Below are 17,184 nucleotides of genomic sequence, written 5' to 3'. Positions count from 1 at the left end.
TAGATTATTACATTGATTTTAGTTAATTTCATTGTTAAAATGGGGGTTATACTACGGATTTGAGAGGCTTGTATGACAAAAAAAATAACACTTCACGATATATCGAAGCAGCTTGGACTATCTACAGCCGCTGTTTCCAAGGCTTTACGGGGGCTGGAAGGTATAAGCGATGAAACGAGGAAGCTTGTCATCGATACGGCCAAAAGGCTTAAGTATAAAAATTTCACTGATCTGCCTGCAGAAAATAAAAGCTTATCCGGCAAGGTGTTGTTTCTGGTCGACCATCGCGTTATGACAGAGGCGCATACGATGACGTCTTTTTTCTTTATGGACAAAGCCTTCAAGGAATATGGCCTGCAGGTTACACTGCAAGCATTGCCGCACGGCGATGCTGATTTGCTGCTTGAGCCTTATATGCGCGATCCGGAGGTTATCGCCCACCTGCTGTTCGGGAGAAATTCCGTCAACATTGCCGAGCAGCTGGAGAAGACCAATAAACCGCTAATCATCATTGACCATTTCTTCCCTTATTCCAAAATCGACGCCGTACTTGTAGATGATTACTACGGCGCTTTTCTGGCGGTCAAACATTTTGTCAATCACGGCCATCTCCGTATCGGCTTTATTGGAGACAGCAAGCTCTCGCCTGGATTTCACGCCCGTTACCGCGGCTTTTGCGATGCGCTTGAATATTGGGGGCTCGATCTCCATCCTGCCTATATTTACGACATCCGCTTCGCCGATTCATACGGAAATATTCATTTCAACACGGTACAGGAGAAGCTCGACTACACCCAGCTGCCAACCGCCTTTTTTTGCGCCAACGATCCAATCGCCTTCATCTTGAACAATGCGCTCATAGCGGAGGGCATACAGGTTCCGGATCAAGTATCGATCATCGGATTTGATAACCTTGATTCTTGCCAGTGGCAGTCGCCGCCATTAACTTCTCTTCATTATCCGCGAGAACAAATTGCTGTTCAGACGGTCAAGCTGCTGCTTTGGCGCATGGAAAATCCGGGCGAGCCATGCAATAAAATTCTCATTCAGCCGGACTTGGTGAGCAGACAGTCCGTGGCCATCGCCAAAAAGTAAAAAACAGAGCTGTCCTAGACTTAATAATGACTTAGGGACAGCTCTGTTATGTTCACTGCCCACAATAGCGGACGCGTTGCCTTAAGCTTGCACCATCATTACCCGCGAATTTGGACAAGAACTCGCTCTCAACCTTCTCCAAATCAGGATAACCTGAATCTATGAAGTAATAAAAAAGAAAAATAGAGAATCACCAAAGGGTACCAAAATGAAAATCCATTTTGTATAATTAAAGGAAATGTTATTAACGGACACATTCGGGTCTGGCAACAGTCGACGCGCTGCTCTCCCATACAAAGCTGAACAAGCGACTAAACCGGACAAAAGTGAAGGGAATGGAGCATCCGATTTATCAATATGTCGAGGTCATAACGAGCTATTTGAGTTTGTTGTGTCAAGGATAAAGCGATTTCGATCACATTGAGCCCTTTTCGTGAAGTTCCTGTTTTCAATATCTGTCAGCAACTGCGTAAAGTCACTTTCAGTTTTATGCTTGTTAACAACTAGACACAGCTGCATTTCATCAGGGATTCACCCAAACCTCCTATATTCGCGACAAAAAAAGAAGTTTTTGACAATTTAGCATTAAATATAATATAATAAAGTTGCCATGGCAGTTATTTTACACCAAATATTAATGAAAGGGTGAAGATTGTTGAAAAAAAGATTTAAATTATTTCTTTTCTTCTCTGTTGTACTAATACTCGCATTTTCCTCATTTGCAAATGCAGCCCCTACACCAAATCAACCACTGGAAACTATGGATTGTTCAAACGTTGATGGCACTGTAAGCTATCAAATCAATAAAGATGGTACCGTAAAAAAAATAATTAAGGTAAACAATCCAAAGGAATTTGCTAAACAAAACGGTCTTCGGTATCCTGATAAAATTGGGGAAGTAACTTTGGTTGTCCCTATAATCAGCGAAAACACAACAAATTCTTCCCTAACTGATGCAAATCCACTTTCCCCTTCTTTGTTTGCAAGTGACTTATATGTTAAGGTAACAAGTACAAGCAATGCCTGTGGTGCAGAGGTTATTAGAGATTCCTATTATTCCCCCCCAGGAGGCACGATGACCATTAGTCAAGGGCTTTCAGCAACCTTTTCTTCCTCTGTAAGTGTTAATGCATCAGTAGTTACTGCTGGAGTCGGATTTGATGTAGCTGAAACGTTTAATGTCTCCGATTCCCAAAATATTAGCGTTCCTAAAGGAAAACGCGGGGAAATAATTGCCCACCCCATTTATTTAGTAAAAGAATTTGAAGTATGGAGTAAAGGGTGGTTTTCTGATTCCCTTTTAGGATCTGGGACTGCTTATAAACCAATAGGTGTTTGTTTCGCGACATATATTTTTTAAAGAAGGGAGGCACACTTTTTGTGTGCCTCTTTATTCTTGGGTTTTATAGAGAGCTTTGTGTGTAAAATATACGAGGAGGACTTCACTTTCTACTTTTAAGTATTGGGGGCAATCGCGCTATGCATTCAAAATTAATTCCATTGATTGGCGCTATTTTCATTATGCTGTCTGGATTATTATATACGATTGAACGTGCAGCTACAAATATCGCAAGTCATGAAATAATTGCGGGGTTCTTAGCTGGAAATGGGACAGGGGCAGTACCTGAGCCAAAAACAGCTGAATTTACTGACAATTTCTTTGTACCTTTATTTGCAATCATTGGAATCGCTCTAATCATTTATAGTGGTAGGAGAAAAAATATTCGGGGGCTCACATGGAAGAAATTATGAGGAAGATAGACAGACAAGCTGCAGCTCTGGCGGATGGAAAATCCCGGTTAACCATGCAATAAAATTCTCGTTAAGCCAGATTTGGTGACCAGACAATCAGTTGCCGCCGCTTAAAAACAAAAAAACAAGGCTGCCCTAGCCATCAACGATGACTTAGGGACAGCCCTGTTCTGTAGATGTCCGGATGGCCGTTAGGCCGCACTGCGGACACTTTCATTAGCATACGGTCACATTAACCGCCAATTTTGGACAGAAATTCACTCTCAAGCTTCTCCAAATGTTTGTCCATGCACTTGCAGTAGTAGTCTTTGCGGCACATTGGACAAGGAATGTTCAGCAGCCGGTTGGCGCTGTCCAGCTTCCATTCTGGGTTCTTTCTCAGAAACAGCCGGTACTTGGATTGATCCGCAAGCGTAACAACATACTGGTAAAGATTCGTTTTCTCATTGGTATCCGATGGTTGAATATCCACAATTTTCGGGTTAAAGGACATTGTTCAGACCGCCTATATTCTAGATTTAAAAATAGCATAGCCTTTCCGACCTTATGTTGTCAATGTCAGAGCGTTGTCAATTTCATCATGAATGCTGCAACAATCCCTGTAACAACGATTGACTCTTTTCCCGTCTATTTATGTTGTCGCCAATCCATCCGACTATTATTCAATAAGTGCTCAAAATCATTCTCAAGCCGCTTCTGTTCCGCTTTGCGCGCTGCTTCGATTTGCTGGCGCTCCTGCTCCTTGCGTTGCTCATCTGCAGCCTTCAGTTCACTGGAATGGGCCTTTAACTTCTCCACCAGATCCGGACGAAGCAAATCCTTGAGTGTCGCAGGCTTATCTGCTCCTTGGGCAGCAGACGAGGAAGGCCGCTGATCATTGCGCGCGGCGGTTGATTGCCGCTTTTTCGCTTTCGCCATTATCCATCACCTCTAATCATGCTTATTATAGCATGCTCAGCCTGTCTGGCGACACCTTCCTACTTGCTTTCCGGGCTCGATCCCGCCGCCATATTTTCATAGAGAAAATCGACGATATGGACTGCTTCCATTTCCTTATCCATGCCGCTCTTGCTTATGCCGGCCTTCATTTGCAGCAGACAGCCCGGGTTACTGGTGATCATCACCTGTGCGGAAGTGTCTTTGGCGCATTCCATCTTTTTGTCCAGAATACCTCCGGACATCTCGGGCTGTGTCAGATTGTAAATCCCCGCAGAGCCGCAGCAGCGGTCGGAATCTACCATTTCCACGAACTGCACCCCGGCTACACTCTTCATCAGCTTGCGCGGCGCATCCGAAGACTTCATCACATTACGCAGATGGCAGGAATCCTGGTAAGTAATCCGCGTGCCAGCTTTGCTGGCCGCAAACTGCGGAACCCGCCCATGTTCGACCACGAGACGGCTGACGTCAATGGTTTGCTTGGCAAACCAGGCCGCATCCTCGCTCCACTCCGCATCATCATGCAGCAAATGGTCGTATTCAACCAGCAGGGCGCCGCAGCCCCCTGAATTGGTCGCAATCCAATCTACGCCGGCATCGCGAAATGCGCGAATATTGCGCCGCGCGAGCTCCTTGGCGCCATCGCCTTCGCCGCTGTGCGAATGAAGGGCGCCGCAGCAGGTTTGCTCGTCAGGAATGACAACCTCAAAACCGGCCTCGGTCAACAATTTAACCGTATTAATATTTGTCTTCGTAAACATAATGTCCATAATGCAGCCGCGGAACATGCCGACTGTGCCCAGCTTCTCGCCCTTGGCCGGATGACGCATGCCAATTTCCTTCACCACGCCCGTACCGGCCGTATCCGGCATAATCTTCTCCATCAGCTTCAGATGCGGCGGGAACAAATTCATAATGCCAGTGCCGCGCGCGATCGTTTGCAGGCCGGATTTCTGGTACAGCTTGAGCGCGCCGCCTAACAGCCGCATCCGGCGCGGATGCGGAAACAAGCCGTCAAAAGCGATTTTGCGCGCCCCTTTGACCCACCAGCGGTGGCGGACGGTATGATCCTCGACCGCATCGCGCGCCTGCTCGATCAATTGGCCATACTTCACGCCCGCCGGACAGGCCGGCTCGCATGCGCGGCAGCCGAGGCAATGATCCATCTGCTCCTCGAATTTGTGATCCGGCTCCATAAGGCCGTCGACCGCTGCCTTCATAAGCGCAATCCGCCCCCGCGGCGACTCGGCCTCTACCCCGGTTTCCCGAAAGGTAGGACAGGCTGGCAAGCAGAAGCCGCAGCGCATGCAGTTCGTCAGCTGATCATAGTCCAGCTTGTTCTGCAAGCTTTTAACCAGTGACAGGCTCATATCCGTTTCTTTTGTTCTCTGTTCAGCCATGATCTATTACCACCCTTTTGCGTGCCGCTTTGGCGAACATTTTGCCCGGATTGAGCAGGTTGTGAGGATCGAAAGCCTGCTTGATCCCCTTCATCACCTCGACGCCTGCCGGGCCGATCTTCCATTCCAGGAACGGCGCCTTCACCATGCCGACGCCATGCTCGCCGGTAATCGTGCCGCCAAGACGAATAGCCGCTTCGAAAATATCGGCAAACGCCGCCTCTACGCGATGAATTTCTTCCTGGTCTCTGGCATCCGTCGTCGCTGTCGGATGAAGATTGCCGTCACCTGCATGACCGAAGGTGCAGATCGTCACCTTATGCTTCTCGGCAATCCGGTTAATTTCAAGCACCATATCTGCGATTTTCGAGCGCGGCACGGTAGCATCCTCCAAAATCGTCGTAGGGCGCAGGCGGGCCAGCGCAGTGAAGGCGCTTCTTCTTGCGGTCAGCAGCTTCAGCGCCTCCTCCTCTGTCTCCGCCACTTGGATGCGGTCCGCATTTTCGCTTTGGCAAATCTCGGCAATGCGCGCGATATCCCGCTCTACCGCTTCTTCGTCGCCGTCCTGCTCGATCAGCAGGATCGCTTCCATATCAAGCGGCAGCCCCAGCTTGGCAAAATCATCGACCACGCGAATCGTCGGGCGGTCCAGAAACTCCAGCGTCGCCGGAATAATTTGATTCTCGATAATGCTGGATACGGTGCGCGCCGCTCCATAAATATCCTTGAACATCGCCAGCATCGTCTTCTTATATTTTGGAGGCGGTACCAATTTCAATATCGCTTCCGTAATAACAGCCAGCGTTCCTTCCGAGCCGACCAGCAGCTTCGTCAAATCATAGCCTGCGACATCCTTCATCAGCTTGCCGCCCGTGCGGATAATTTGCCCGTCCGCCAGCACAGCCTCGAGCCCCAGCACGTAATCCTTGGTCGTCCCGTACTTCAATCCCCGCAAACCGCCGGAGCCCTCGGCAATATTGCCGCCAATTGTAGAAATGGACATGCTGCTTGGATCAGGCGGGTAAAATAATCCGAGACCTTCCACATGGGTAATAAACTCCTTCGTGTTCAGTCCGGGCTGTACCGTCGCCATCAAATTTTGCATATCGATCTCCACAATGCGGTTCATACGGTGCATGACCATGACGACTCCGCCCTGTACAGGCACCGTGCCCCCGCACAGATTCGTCCCTGAGCCTCTGCTTACAAGAGGCACCTTATGGCGGTGCAAAACCTTCATAATCTCGGATACCTGCGCCGTACTTTCCGGATAAATGACGGCATCCGGCATCGATTGCAGCATCGGTGTCCCATCATAGGAATGAGTCACTAACGACTCAGGATCGTCCTTTAACCACTTTTCCCCTACTACAGCTTGCAGCTCGCGTTTCACATTATCGGACAACATGGGAAAACCCTCCCGGTCACAAAAATTAATCAGGTCATCTGATGACTTTTGTGAAAAGTATACCACATTGCTTTAAAAACGGGTACAATAAATTTGAACGAATTGTTTTGTATGAATTAGGTTTCATTATTACTATATAGCGAGGTAAACGATCGTGTCCCATACAAGACCACTTAAAAGCAGTGAATGGATTGCCAATCTATTAAAGGAGAAAATCACTGAAGGTGTATGGAAGGTGGGAGACAAGCTGCCCTCCGTCGTGGATTTGGCAGCCGAGTTCAATGTAGGCCGTTCCACAATCCGGGAAGCGCTGAGCGCATTGAAGGCGGTCGGGATGCTCGATATCCGTCAGGGGGGCGGAACGTATCTCAAGGCGGACGCCCCTGTTTCTCCCGAAACAGGGGCAGCAGATTGGATCTCGCGCGCAGAATCGCTCAGGCATATTTTGGAGGTGCGCAAGGTGCTCGAATCCGGCTGTGCCGCGCTTGCGGCGCGCCACCGCTCAGAAGCGCATCTCGAGTGCCTGAGAACGATCCTTGGCGAGATGGAGACCTGCCTGGAGGATGAGCAGGCAGGCGAAAAGGCAGATATCCGGTTTCACCTGCAAATTGCCGAAGCCGCACAAAATCCGGTATTGACCGAGCTCGTCCGCACCATGTCCCAGCGGCTGCACGAAAGCATGCATGATACCCGCGCGCTGTGGTTTTATGCTGAACGCCGCTCTGCCGAGCGGCTGCTTCAGGAGCATACGGCGATCTATGAAGCGATAGCCGCACAGGATGAGCAGTTGGCGATTGCCAGAATGGAAGGCCACATCGCCAAGGTCGAACGCGTGCTCTACGAGAACAGCGACAGTGTAAAATAAAGCGGAGCAGACTTCCACCCGCCATTGAGGCCGGCAAGGTAAGGATTGCCAGCCTCCTTGTTGTATGAAATAAAACAATAGCGGCTGCCGCATAGTCGCTTCAGTTTAAAGATCCTTACCGTTCATCTCTGTATGGATTTCGGGAGCCGTGTTGTCGGCAATAAATTGGGCGTCCGCCCAATCGGCGTGATCATTGCCAATTCCATCGCCGGCATCGGTAACGACTAACTTTAATTGTTTCCTTCCACTAACATCAACATCAACAAACTTGGCCGGTGTGTCTCTTTTCATCGTCCCGCTGTCAAACAATTTTTCGCCATCGGCCCATACTTGAAAATCTACGGACCCGACGTCGCTCATGTTTTTTTCCTGGTCAAGGCCTACATAGCCTTGAAAGCGACCATACCCTCTCCCGGCAATGTCGTAAATGATTTCTGAATTCGCATGCGTTCCAATTCCTTTATCATAGGCGACAACGCCCGAATCAGTTAACAATTTAATCGGGTTCCCTTCAACACTAGCATCCCGATGAATCGTTCCCCAGCCAGTCGTCGCATAAATCCACGGAAGGTCGCTTAAATACAATTGTGAAGTGATGTTAAAATGAATCTTATACGTTTTCGTCACTGATCCGTCTCCCGAAGTGACGGTAATCACAGTGGTACCCGGAAGTTGTTCAGCCGGTGAAATATCTACCTTGACATCGTTATTGGCCGGAACGACTTCCACCGCGGGTACATCCGATATCGTGCCTTCCAAAAATGTCATGTAGTAATCATTGGTTACGTGATCAAAACTTGAGAAGGATTCCCCGTTGATCTTGATGTCATCTACCAACACCTCTTTCAACAGCTTAGCTCCAGCCCAATCAGCATGATCCGCACCATTGCCGACGCCGCCGTCCTTTACTTCCAACATAAGAACATCGACATCGGAAACATCAACATTGACATGCCGGGAATCCGCGTTATCTTTTATTACACCGCTATCATAGAGCTTTTCCCCGTCTCCCCATACTTGAAAGACGACAGAGCCCCCTTGCGTTTCACCGTCTAGTCCAATATCAGAGATAAACCTCGAAAAGTTTTTACCGATATAAAATGAAACTTTAGAGTAAGCATGGACACCCAATCCTTTTTCATATCCTGTACCGTTCAGAGTGATCATATTGCCATCTCCTTCACCGCTCCCGCCGACGCTTGTATCCCTTTCAGCCGGACCCCAGCCGTTTGAAACGTTGCCGAAAAAAGGCATGTCGCTGAGAAAGGTATCTTCCGTCGGAGGGGCGGACGGGACTTGCACGGAAAATCCCGAGCGTGCATGCCCTTGAATTCCCCCGCCGGAATCGAACCCGGCATCCGCTGTAAGATGACTCCAGCCAGCCCCAGCGTCCTGAGGCGCCGTCACCTTCCAACTCACCTTAACGGAATTGTTTTTGCCATTCGGCGGAATCGTTTGAAATGTAGTGTCCGAACCGGGGATTACTGTCCATCCTTCCGGTACATTTAGATTGAGATCCAGGTTATGGACAGCCACTCTTCCATCATTGGTCATCGTTGTTACGATCGTTTTGGTTTCACCCGGCGCTATAAAAGAAGGACCGTCGAACGATATACGAACAGCGGCAGGCGCCTCGTTCGGTGTTCCCCGTGTTACACGGTAGGTGACTGCTGAAAATGGTTCAATATCGGAGACGATTTTGCCGGCATAACTCATTATTTGGCCAGTCCAATAGTCTTCAGCCAAATAAACCGAAGCATGCTTGAAACCTAATTTTTCCGGTTCAGCACTGATTGTTGCCGCTGCAGTAGTCCGGTTGACCAATGTAATCATTTTGCTTCCGTCAGACAACGATTTTACCCAAATTTCTTTGCCGTCATGATTGATAATACGCTTAAATCCGTCCGATGAAACCTCATTTCCCCTTCCCGGACTGATGCGATACATCATAATCCCGTGAGACGGAACAGAAGCACTGATTTTTTCAGTGGCCGTTGCCGTTTCATGCGCCCAAAGATCCCGAACGGTATAGGTTTTATTGTCGGCAGAGGCTGGTATGCCCAATTGACTAAGGCTTATCTCGATAGTTGACGCATTATCGGTTGAGTTGAAGAACAACACGGCTTTGTCCCCGTTGGCCATCGGTTTCAACAATACAAAATTTCCGTCATTGAGCTGCTTGATGGGATGCCCCTGTATTCCGATTGGATCCTGATTCACCGCAGTCACTTCACGATTGGCGTAAATATCTAAAATTTCTTGGGGGGCATTCAGTAAATCGGTACCCGAGAGCAATGGCGCAGCCATTACGGACCAAAGACTAAATTCGGTACGATATTCTTCCAGATTCTTGCCCCCGTTACCGATTTCCAACATATCGGGATCATTCCAATAGCCCGGACCGGCATACGGGTACAGTTCAACATTCTTAAGGAAATGGACTAACATCCTTACATACGAATCACTAATATCACCGGTTGTCCGCCACAGATTGCCCACCTGCTTGCCCCATTCCCACGGATCTTCGCTTCCTCCAACGCTCATACTGAAAACAATGTCCCGTCCTGTATCCGCGAGCGCATCGCGCATCTTCGAATAGCGTTCCTGTAACGCTTGATCCAGAGGGTCGCCGCAGTTATCATACTTTAAATAGTCGATTCCCCACTCGGCAAAACTTTGGGCATCTTGTTTTTCATGATTGAGACTCCCCGGATAGTTGGCACAAGTCGTGGTGCCTGCGCTTGCGTAAATACCAATTTTCAGACCGAGAGAGTGGACATAATCGGCGACTTCTTTCATCCCGTTTGGAAACTTTTCCGGGTTGGGAATCAAATTGCCATTTTCATCGCGATGATCAAGCATCCAACAATCATCGATGTTGACGTATTGATAGCCCGCTTCTTTCATCCCGGACTCAACAATCTTTTTAGCCGTTTCCTTCACGAGATCAGCATCAACATTGCAACTAAAGGCGTTCCAACCATTCCAGCCCATCGGAGGCGTTTCCGCAAGCCCATTGTCAAGCGCATGGGCTTGCGAATGATTGAACCCTAACAAACCAATTCCCAGCGCAAACAAAAACAAAAGCGTTGCCAACGGCTTTTGAAACCAAGGGTTGTTCATTGAACCTATCACCCTTTCTTTTATTTTAATCTTGTCCGGATTGTCATAAGCGATGAATGAGAACCTGTGCGTAGGAATCAAGCACCGATGCTATTCGGACGGATATCAATCCTTGCGCTTGGACGGCTTGGTCGTGAATATGCGCGAGAAAATCCTGCATATACGTTGCGGCCTCATCGGGTTTGTTTTCGTCCAGAAGCTGCTTGATGATCTGCAAGCGGTAGGTTAAGTCATTGCCAAAAGCCGGATCGATCTCGTTCAACGCGATATAGCGGTTTACAAGCTCGGCCATCGTCTCAGGAGATACATTCACATCATTTTTTTGATAATTTTTGTTTACGAATTGATACATCCAATCGTATAGAATGCGATTATTCGGGTCATTGCTTCTTGCGCTGTCGAGCAGCGCGATATTGCCTTGATAATAGGCTTTGTAGGCATCGTTCATATAACCGTAGTCGACTCCGCCGTTCAAATAGTCGATGTAGCGGTCCCTGAATGTTGAATGCGAATTCATCTTTTCATCGAATTCCATCTCCACGCCTATGCCGTATTGCTTGGAAAGACCGGCCGAATCTTGAAGCCGGGACGGATCCCCCGGATCATCGAAGAAGTAGTTCGGCTGCTGCGCTACCGCGTCGAAGCCAAGCTTCTCCCAAGCGAATATGCCCTTGCCGAAGAAATTAGGGATCCAGAAAAACTTTTGTTTTTCCTGGTGGACAAGCCGGCTCGTATGTTGGATGATCTTCGTATTGTTCTCATCATAAGGGTCGGCGCTTTCCGCCATCCAATACATCCCGGCCAACTCGAGGCTGGAATAATTGTGCTCGGTCCAGCGCTGTTTCACCTGATGCATATACCAATCTATGGCTTTTTGCTTGCCGGCCAAAGCCGCTTCCGCGCCAACCTGATCCGGGTTGAAGTTCTCTATCACGCCGTCGCCGTCAACATCGCCGAACTCGCCAACGTCATCGCCCGGGTTCGGAACCATCAGCACGACCTTGGTCTTGTGTTTCGGTTCGCCCAATTTTGCGCCGACCTCTTTGGCCGCTTCATTGAGCTGCCACATATCGCCTTGAGGAGCGAACGTTTTGTCCAGATACCATTGCCAATCTTCAAGCTTGGCATTGATGCCAAAATCCCGCTGCCCGTCCTGCGTCCTAATGCCGAGATAAAGTACGCCGTCGTATAGCCAGTCGACCGGTTCGCCTTGCGCGTTCACGTAGCTGATGTACGGGATGATATTGTCTTTCGTCCAATCTCCGGCCCCGCTATCGTAATGTCCATTATACAGCAGCGCAAGATTGCGAATGCCTCCTGTCGCTTTGCCCGGCTCTAAGTAAGCCGGCTGCTCCGGCTTCAGCTTGACGGCGTGACGGGCTTTACCGTCGATGCCCCAAATTTCGATTTCATCAAGAAAGGTCCATACTTGGGTCATGAACGTAACTTTTACATATCGCGTATACACGAACTCCGCATTTTTTTTCTCTTTCGGCAAGCCGTCAGCCGCAATATCCCAGACAAACGTCTGATCGGTCGGCGGCCCCGGCAACCAAAGCTGGATAGCGGTGTTTTTATGCGACAGAGGCGCCCAATTCACGCCGTCATCCGACACGTACATGGAAACCGTATTCGGATAAAAAATACCGTTGTCCGTGTCCTGCATAAAATGCGCTTTCACGGCGTTAATCGATTTAAAATCCTGCAAGTCAAATACAACTTCGCGGGTCATTCCCCGAAGGTGCCCCTGCCAGGCGCTATCCAAGTAGTCCATCGATGCGTATATGCCATCGGTCAATTCATTTCCGGAGTCAGGGTAGCCTTCATAAGCGGCGGCAGAGAACTGGTAGCTTAAACCCGCAGCCAGGTTTCTCGGATCTTGCGTTTCTTGCTTGGCAAATGCGTTTGGAGCAAGCGAAAATAACATGACAGCGGCCAACATGAGGGTGAATCCTGTTTTTTTGACAGAAACCATACACAACCTCCTTAAATTTTTAACGAACCTGCGGAAGCGTTTACATTTCTTCTAACCGATTATAGCACCCGCCCTGTCTCCGTTCTTTCACTATCGTTCATATTTGTTGGATAATTGTACGGTCGCGGAAGGCTAGCAGTTCCATCGCCGCGGATGCGCTTCTTGCGCGGATAAACGGGAGGCACCTCCGCCAAATCGCAGGGCGATTCAGGGAGGTGCCGGTTCGGATCACGTCATCGACGGTCATGAAGCATGGATGAGCAACCTCGTGCTAAGGGCTGCGGAAACTATTTAAGCGATTTGTACCACTCGTTGACTTCCTTCGTGATTTCATCGCCGCCAAGCTTTTTCCACTCTTCGACGAATTTATCGAACTCATCTACAGATACTTGGTTCATAATGATTTTGAAAAATATTTCATCACGTTTTTTAGTTAAAAGCTCTTGGCGGTCAGCCATTGCAGGCGTTGGAGCGCCATAGAATTTATTTCGCAGGTATTGCTTGTTCTTTTGAATTTCCGGAATATGCGAGTAGGCTCCTTTAGGACCAGAGATCATATATTCCCACCACAGGCTTGCATCACCATTCACATATTGCATAGCACCTTCATAACGTCTTTTTTGATCCGTGGTCTCAAGTATACTTTCGTCTTTGTTTTCAATTGCTTTCGGCAAAATTTCACCGTTATTGTTAATTTGTCTACTTACACGAAGCGGGTTCAACAACCAGTAATTGTTGCCTTTTTCAACTCGGTCTTTGCCTAACCCGTATACTTTTTGTTCTTCCGTCGGATGATTGTCAACAACGATCCATTGGTTAAGCAAGCGGATAACGCCTTCCGGATGCTTGGCTTTTGCGGACACGACATAATACTCGTCAACGCCAAGGCCGATTTGGTTCAATGTAGGCTTATGATCAACAGAAGGAATCGGGAACACCCCCCACTCCTGAACGACCTTGCCGTCCTTAACTGCACCTTTGACAAGCTGCGCCGGGGCCCAGGAAGCACCGAACACCATGCCGATGCTGCCGTCGTAAAGAAGCTCGGCGGCTTTTTCCGGATCTTTAACCGAAAACTCAGGATCGATCAGACCTTTTTTGAACATTTCTTGCAATGCTGCAAGAGCTTGCTTCATTTCAGGTTGAATGTCGCTGTTCATCAAGCCGCCGTTGCCGTCTTCCAGCCAAATGTTCTCATAGGCATGATAACCGTTCAAGAACGCTCTCAAACCGGTAACGCCGGTTTCAATACTAAACGGGTTTTTGCTAATCGAGATACCGAAAGCTTCTTTGGCACCGCCAAGATTTTTTTCTTTGAACGCTTCAGCAATTTTAAAGACATCGTCCATTGTTTTAGGCTCAGGCAGGTTCAGTTCTTTCAGCCAATCGGTGCGAACGTACAAGTTTTGAAAATCGAACGGGTTGTATGAGCTGGGAATCCCCATCATTTTCCCGTCGATCATGGCTGTTTTCATTTGCATGCCGCCGTCCATTGTCAGAAACTTCTTCGTCTCTTCTGTAGCATGCTGATCATAAATCTCTGTCAAATCCATAATCATATCCGCTTCAGTCAGCTCTTTAAGCTGTGTCGCGTTTACAAGCAAGAAATCCGGAAGATCGTCCGATGCAATTGTAATTTTTACTTTCTCTTTAAATTGGGTTATATCTGCGATCCATTTGTTGGTAATTTTTACGCCGACATCTTTTTCATAAGCATCATAAACCGCGTTTTTGTCGAAGCTTTCACCTTCGTCAAATTTCAAGTAAGGATCGCTTGGTGAAACGGTTGAAACTTCAATCACTTCATTGCCTTTTCCTGTGTCTGTTGTTTCTGTTGGTTCCTTGGAATCTCCAGGCGAATGGCCCGGCTCCGGCGACGTTTTATTGGCACAGCCTGTAAGCGCCAAAGCAAGCGCCAAGGAAGTACCCACAAATGCCTTTTTACTTTTCAACAACATATTTAACCCCTCCAGTATCTGTATAAGGCTTACTTAATCATTAGTTTGGCTATTTCTTGCAAATCAGCGCTGTCGATTTTGCCGTCTTTATTCAAATCCATACGCTTTACTTGCTCCCAGTCCGGACTTTGTGATGTTTTGCCGTAATGAAATGCCACAATTGCAAGATCACCAACTGTTACAAGGCCATCGCCATTAAAGTCACCTGGTTTTCCCACTACAATTTCCATTGATGCCGGTGCTGCCTGGAATTCCTGACCTTGTTTATTGCCTAGTATAGCATTCGTTACCGTAATGCTGGCACTCGTTGTTTTTCCGACTTTTTTTGCTTTGAAAGTCAGTTCAATCAGATTTTCACGGCCGTTCATTGCATGATTTTCTCCTTCACTTGCCAGAACGAAGCGCAGTTTGCCTGTTTTCTTATCGGTTTCCACAATTTGAACACTTTTATCACGTGACTTTGCCGATATATATTCCATTACAGCCGGATCATATTTTAGTGTGACATCTTGGGCATAAATCCCCTCTGCGCCCCCTGTCAGACCATAAATGACCGCAAATGTTTCTCCAGGCTGAACTGCACCTGTCCCTGTCAATTTCGTTTGGAAATCGGTCTGTACGGAAGCAATTTGCACAGTTACTGTCGCAATATTGGAGTCGGCCTTTCCGTCATTCACTTTGAATTTAAACGTATCTGTCCCCGTCTGTCCCGCATTAGGCCTGTAAGTGAAAGCACCGCTTGCACGATTGGTGATCACCGTTTTCCCTTTCTTGCCGTTCTCAACAATGGAGTAAACAAGTGTATCCCCATCGGCATCATTTGCTGGCAATATACCGCTTACTGCCTGATCTACTGTTGTGTTGAAGCTCGCATCTTCTGCAACCGGTGCAGCGTTTGTTGCGCCGAAAGTTCCTTTTGTGAAATTATAGAGATTGTCATACAAACCGCGTATTTCCGGGTCTTGGCTTGCGGCCGCTTGGGCTAGAACAGGCCCGCTGCCTTTATAATAAGCTTTAAAACTATTGGTCATATAGCCATACTGGATACCGCCCTGCAAATATTCCATAAAGCGCTTGCGGAACGCGCTATCCTGCAGTATGCGGCCATCGAATTCGATCTCAACGCCTGTGCCATAATGCTGTGCCGTGTATGCTGCATCCTCGATATGTTCAATACTGACATCTTCAAAAAAATAATTCAGCTGATAGGCAACTGCGTCGAAGCCGACATCTTTCCACATATAGCTTTTATAGGCCATCGAATGTGGAATCCAAAATGATTTCAACCCTTGTTCATGAATCAAATCATTTACTGCCCGAACCGTGTCAGGTCCGGAGGCGCTTGTGCTAATCTGCTCCTCCAGCCAGTACAGACCTGCAAGTTCAAGATGGGAATAATTTTGCCCTTCCCAGCGCTGTAAAACTTGCTGAATCCACCAGTCAACAGCTTTTTTTCGATTTGCGGCCGCTGTCTCTTCTCCGACTTCGCTTGCGTTAAAGTTCTCAGAGATCCCATCGCCGTCAACATCGCCGAAATTCGTTATATACTCGCCCGGATCAGGAATCATGATCACTACCTTCAAGCGATGATCAGGCTGTCCCAGCTTGGCTCCTACCTCCTTGGTGGCCTCATTCAGTTGATGCATATCGCCGTCAGCATTGAATGTTTTGTCCAGATACCAGCTCCATTCCGCCTTCGTTGCGCCGCCGTTGAAGCCCTGTCCGCCCGGGGCGCTTAACCCCAATGTCAGCACGCCGTCAAAAAACCAATCCACAGGCTCTCCTTGTTTATTCACATAGCTGATTTCCGGAATAATCATTTCTTTCGTCCATTTTTCATGATCACGATAGTAGCCGTTATAAAATAATGACAAATTGCTAATTCCTGCTGTTGCTTCACCTGGATGCAGGTAATCCACTGTATCGGCAGGCACTTCCCTGGCACCTTGCACTTTACCGTCCGCACCCCAAATCTCTACTTCATCCAACAATGAAAGCGCTCTCGGATGTAGTGTGAATGTAACCTTCACATAACGTGCATATATCATATTCACACTGCCTTCGATTGCCGGCACGCCATCTTTGCTTGCCTCCCAGGTATAATTTTGGTCGACTGGCGGGCCGTCTACCCAGAAGTGTTCAGTTGCTTTATTTGCCAATTTACCCCAATTTTGTTTATCGTTTGATGCATACATCGATACGGTCAGCGGGAACAATGTTGACGAATCTGGCCAATGCTGTAAAAAATGGGCGTTAATACTGGATATCGACTGCGAAGCTCCTAAGTCAAACACAATTTCCCTTGTTATTTTCCCTTTTTGACCGACCCATTGCGGATCATTGATATCCAAATTCCCTTTCATACCGTCTGTTAGTTTTGTTCCGTTGTCCGGGTGATCGGAATCCGGTGTCATCGACCATTCATATGTTGCGCCAATCGCAAGATTGCGAGTTGATGGATCCGATGCTGCTGCATATGTGTGCGGAACAATCATAAGCATCAATATGACGCTGATAACAAGTGAAAGCCCTCTTTTCACAATCATCAAACAATTTCCTCCTTGGGTAATTTTTCGAAGTGGCCGCTTCAATAGTTAATACTAAGAGCATATTTACGGCGTTGAAAATAGATAAATGTTTACTTTTATATACACTTCTTTACATTCGCT

The 17,184-nt window shown here is 47.9% G+C and carries 12 protein-coding genes; 4 read left to right on the top strand and 8 right to left on the bottom strand.

Annotated features, from left to right (window positions below; genetic code table 11):
• Positions 1-72: 72 nt before the first annotated feature.
• The 3 genes from ACFQ0N_RS32675 to ACFQ0N_RS32665 all read left to right on the top strand — a co-directional run bounded on the left by ACFQ0N_RS32675 (position 73) and on the right by ACFQ0N_RS32665 (position 2,847).
• Positions 73-1,095 (top strand): LacI family DNA-binding transcriptional regulator, encoded by a 1,023-nt coding sequence (locus ACFQ0N_RS32675; protein ID WP_379334308.1) that lies wholly within the window; start codon positions 73-75, stop codon positions 1,093-1,095.
• 655 nt (positions 1,096-1,750) lie between these two features.
• A complete protein-coding gene (locus tag ACFQ0N_RS32670; protein ID WP_379334307.1) occupies positions 1,751-2,455 on the top strand; it encodes a hypothetical protein in 705 nt (234 codons plus the stop codon).
• A 119-nt stretch (positions 2,456-2,574) separates the two neighbouring features.
• The gene (locus tag ACFQ0N_RS32665) at positions 2,575-2,847 is read left to right on the top strand and encodes a hypothetical protein (protein WP_379334306.1); all 273 of its coding nucleotides are present in this window, start codon (positions 2,575-2,577) and stop codon (positions 2,845-2,847) included.
• Positions 2,848-3,079: 232 nt separating this feature from the next.
• Here the strand turns inward: ACFQ0N_RS32665 and ACFQ0N_RS32660 are convergent, their stop codons facing one another.
• The 4 genes from ACFQ0N_RS32660 to ACFQ0N_RS32645 all read right to left on the bottom strand — a co-directional run bounded on the left by ACFQ0N_RS32660 (position 3,080) and on the right by ACFQ0N_RS32645 (position 6,594).
• On the bottom strand, positions 3,080-3,340 hold the full coding sequence (locus ACFQ0N_RS32660; protein ID WP_379334305.1) for a hypothetical protein: 261 nt from the start codon (positions 3,338-3,340) through the stop codon (positions 3,080-3,082).
• Between the two features lie 134 nt (positions 3,341-3,474).
• Positions 3,475-3,765 carry a YqkE family protein gene (locus ACFQ0N_RS32655; RefSeq protein ID WP_379334304.1) on the bottom strand — a complete coding sequence of 97 codons (291 nt, stop codon included), beginning with the start codon at positions 3,763-3,765 and terminating at the stop codon, positions 3,475-3,477.
• Between the two features lie 59 nt (positions 3,766-3,824).
• Entirely contained in the window at positions 3,825-5,186 is a 1,362-nt protein-coding gene (locus ACFQ0N_RS32650; protein WP_379334303.1) for a (Fe-S)-binding protein, read from the bottom strand.
• The gene (locus ACFQ0N_RS32645; RefSeq protein WP_379334302.1) at positions 5,179-6,594 is read right to left on the bottom strand and encodes an FAD-binding oxidoreductase; all 1,416 of its coding nucleotides are present in this window, start codon (positions 6,592-6,594) and stop codon (positions 5,179-5,181) included. Before ACFQ0N_RS32645 ends, ACFQ0N_RS32650 begins: the two co-directional genes overlap by 8 nt.
• A gap of 154 nt (positions 6,595-6,748) precedes the next feature.
• Between ACFQ0N_RS32645 and ACFQ0N_RS32640 the strand changes: the two genes are divergently transcribed.
• The gene (locus ACFQ0N_RS32640) at positions 6,749-7,459 is read left to right on the top strand and encodes a FadR/GntR family transcriptional regulator (RefSeq protein WP_379334301.1); all 711 of its coding nucleotides are present in this window, start codon (positions 6,749-6,751) and stop codon (positions 7,457-7,459) included.
• Positions 7,460-7,564: 105 nt separating this feature from the next.
• On the opposite strand, the gene ACFQ0N_RS32635 is transcribed toward ACFQ0N_RS32640, so the two are convergent.
• The 4 genes from ACFQ0N_RS32635 to ACFQ0N_RS32620 form a co-directional block, all read right to left on the bottom strand.
• Positions 7,565-10,582, bottom strand: coding sequence for an NPCBM/NEW2 domain-containing protein (locus ACFQ0N_RS32635; protein WP_379334300.1), 3,018 nt, complete (start codon positions 10,580-10,582; stop codon positions 7,565-7,567).
• 43 nt (positions 10,583-10,625) lie between these two features.
• Positions 10,626-12,557, bottom strand: a complete 1,932-nt coding sequence (locus ACFQ0N_RS32630; protein ID WP_379334299.1) for a DUF4855 domain-containing protein — start codon at positions 12,555-12,557, stop codon at positions 10,626-10,628.
• Positions 12,558-12,844: 287 nt separating this feature from the next.
• Positions 12,845-14,515 (bottom strand): extracellular solute-binding protein, encoded by a 1,671-nt coding sequence (locus ACFQ0N_RS32625; protein ID WP_379334298.1) that lies wholly within the window; start codon positions 14,513-14,515, stop codon positions 12,845-12,847.
• Between the two features lie 29 nt (positions 14,516-14,544).
• Complete coding sequence (locus ACFQ0N_RS32620) at positions 14,545-17,061, bottom strand: DUF4855 domain-containing protein (protein ID WP_379334297.1); 2,517 nt, start codon at positions 17,059-17,061, stop codon at positions 14,545-14,547.
• Positions 17,062-17,184: the final 123 nt, after the last annotated feature.

It is taken from the genome of Paenibacillus sp. GCM10027626 (assembly GCF_042676285.1).
GTDB lineage: Bacteria > Bacillota > Bacilli > Paenibacillales > Paenibacillaceae > Paenibacillus_Z.
This window is presented reverse-complemented; position numbering and strand designations above follow the sequence as displayed.

Excerpts from the sequence above, each read along its gene's own strand:
- ACFQ0N_RS32645 (WP_379334302.1), bottom strand. The coding sequence starts at position 6,594 with ATGTTGTCCGATAATGTGAAACGCGAGCTGCAAGCTGTAGTAGGGGAA.
- ACFQ0N_RS32625 (WP_379334298.1), bottom strand. The coding sequence starts at position 14,515 with ATGTTGTTGAAAAGTAAAAAGGCATTTGTGGGTACTTCCTTGGCGCTT.
- ACFQ0N_RS32635 (WP_379334300.1), bottom strand. The coding sequence starts at position 10,582 with ATGAACAACCCTTGGTTTCAAAAGCCGTTGGCAACGCTTTTGTTTTTG.
- ACFQ0N_RS32675 (WP_379334308.1), top strand. The coding sequence starts at position 73 with ATGACAAAAAAAATAACACTTCACGATATATCGAAGCAGCTTGGACTA.
- ACFQ0N_RS32655 (WP_379334304.1), bottom strand. The coding sequence starts at position 3,765 with ATGGCGAAAGCGAAAAAGCGGCAATCAACCGCCGCGCGCAATGATCAG.
- ACFQ0N_RS32630 (WP_379334299.1), bottom strand. The coding sequence starts at position 12,557 with ATGGTTTCTGTCAAAAAAACAGGATTCACCCTCATGTTGGCCGCTGTC.
- ACFQ0N_RS32660 (WP_379334305.1), bottom strand. The coding sequence starts at position 3,340 with ATGTCCTTTAACCCGAAAATTGTGGATATTCAACCATCGGATACCAAT.
- ACFQ0N_RS32665 (WP_379334306.1), top strand. The coding sequence starts at position 2,575 with ATGCATTCAAAATTAATTCCATTGATTGGCGCTATTTTCATTATGCTG.
- ACFQ0N_RS32650 (WP_379334303.1), bottom strand. The coding sequence starts at position 5,186 with ATGGCTGAACAGAGAACAAAAGAAACGGATATGAGCCTGTCACTGGTT.
- ACFQ0N_RS32620 (WP_379334297.1), bottom strand. The coding sequence starts at position 17,061 with ATGATTGTGAAAAGAGGGCTTTCACTTGTTATCAGCGTCATATTGATG.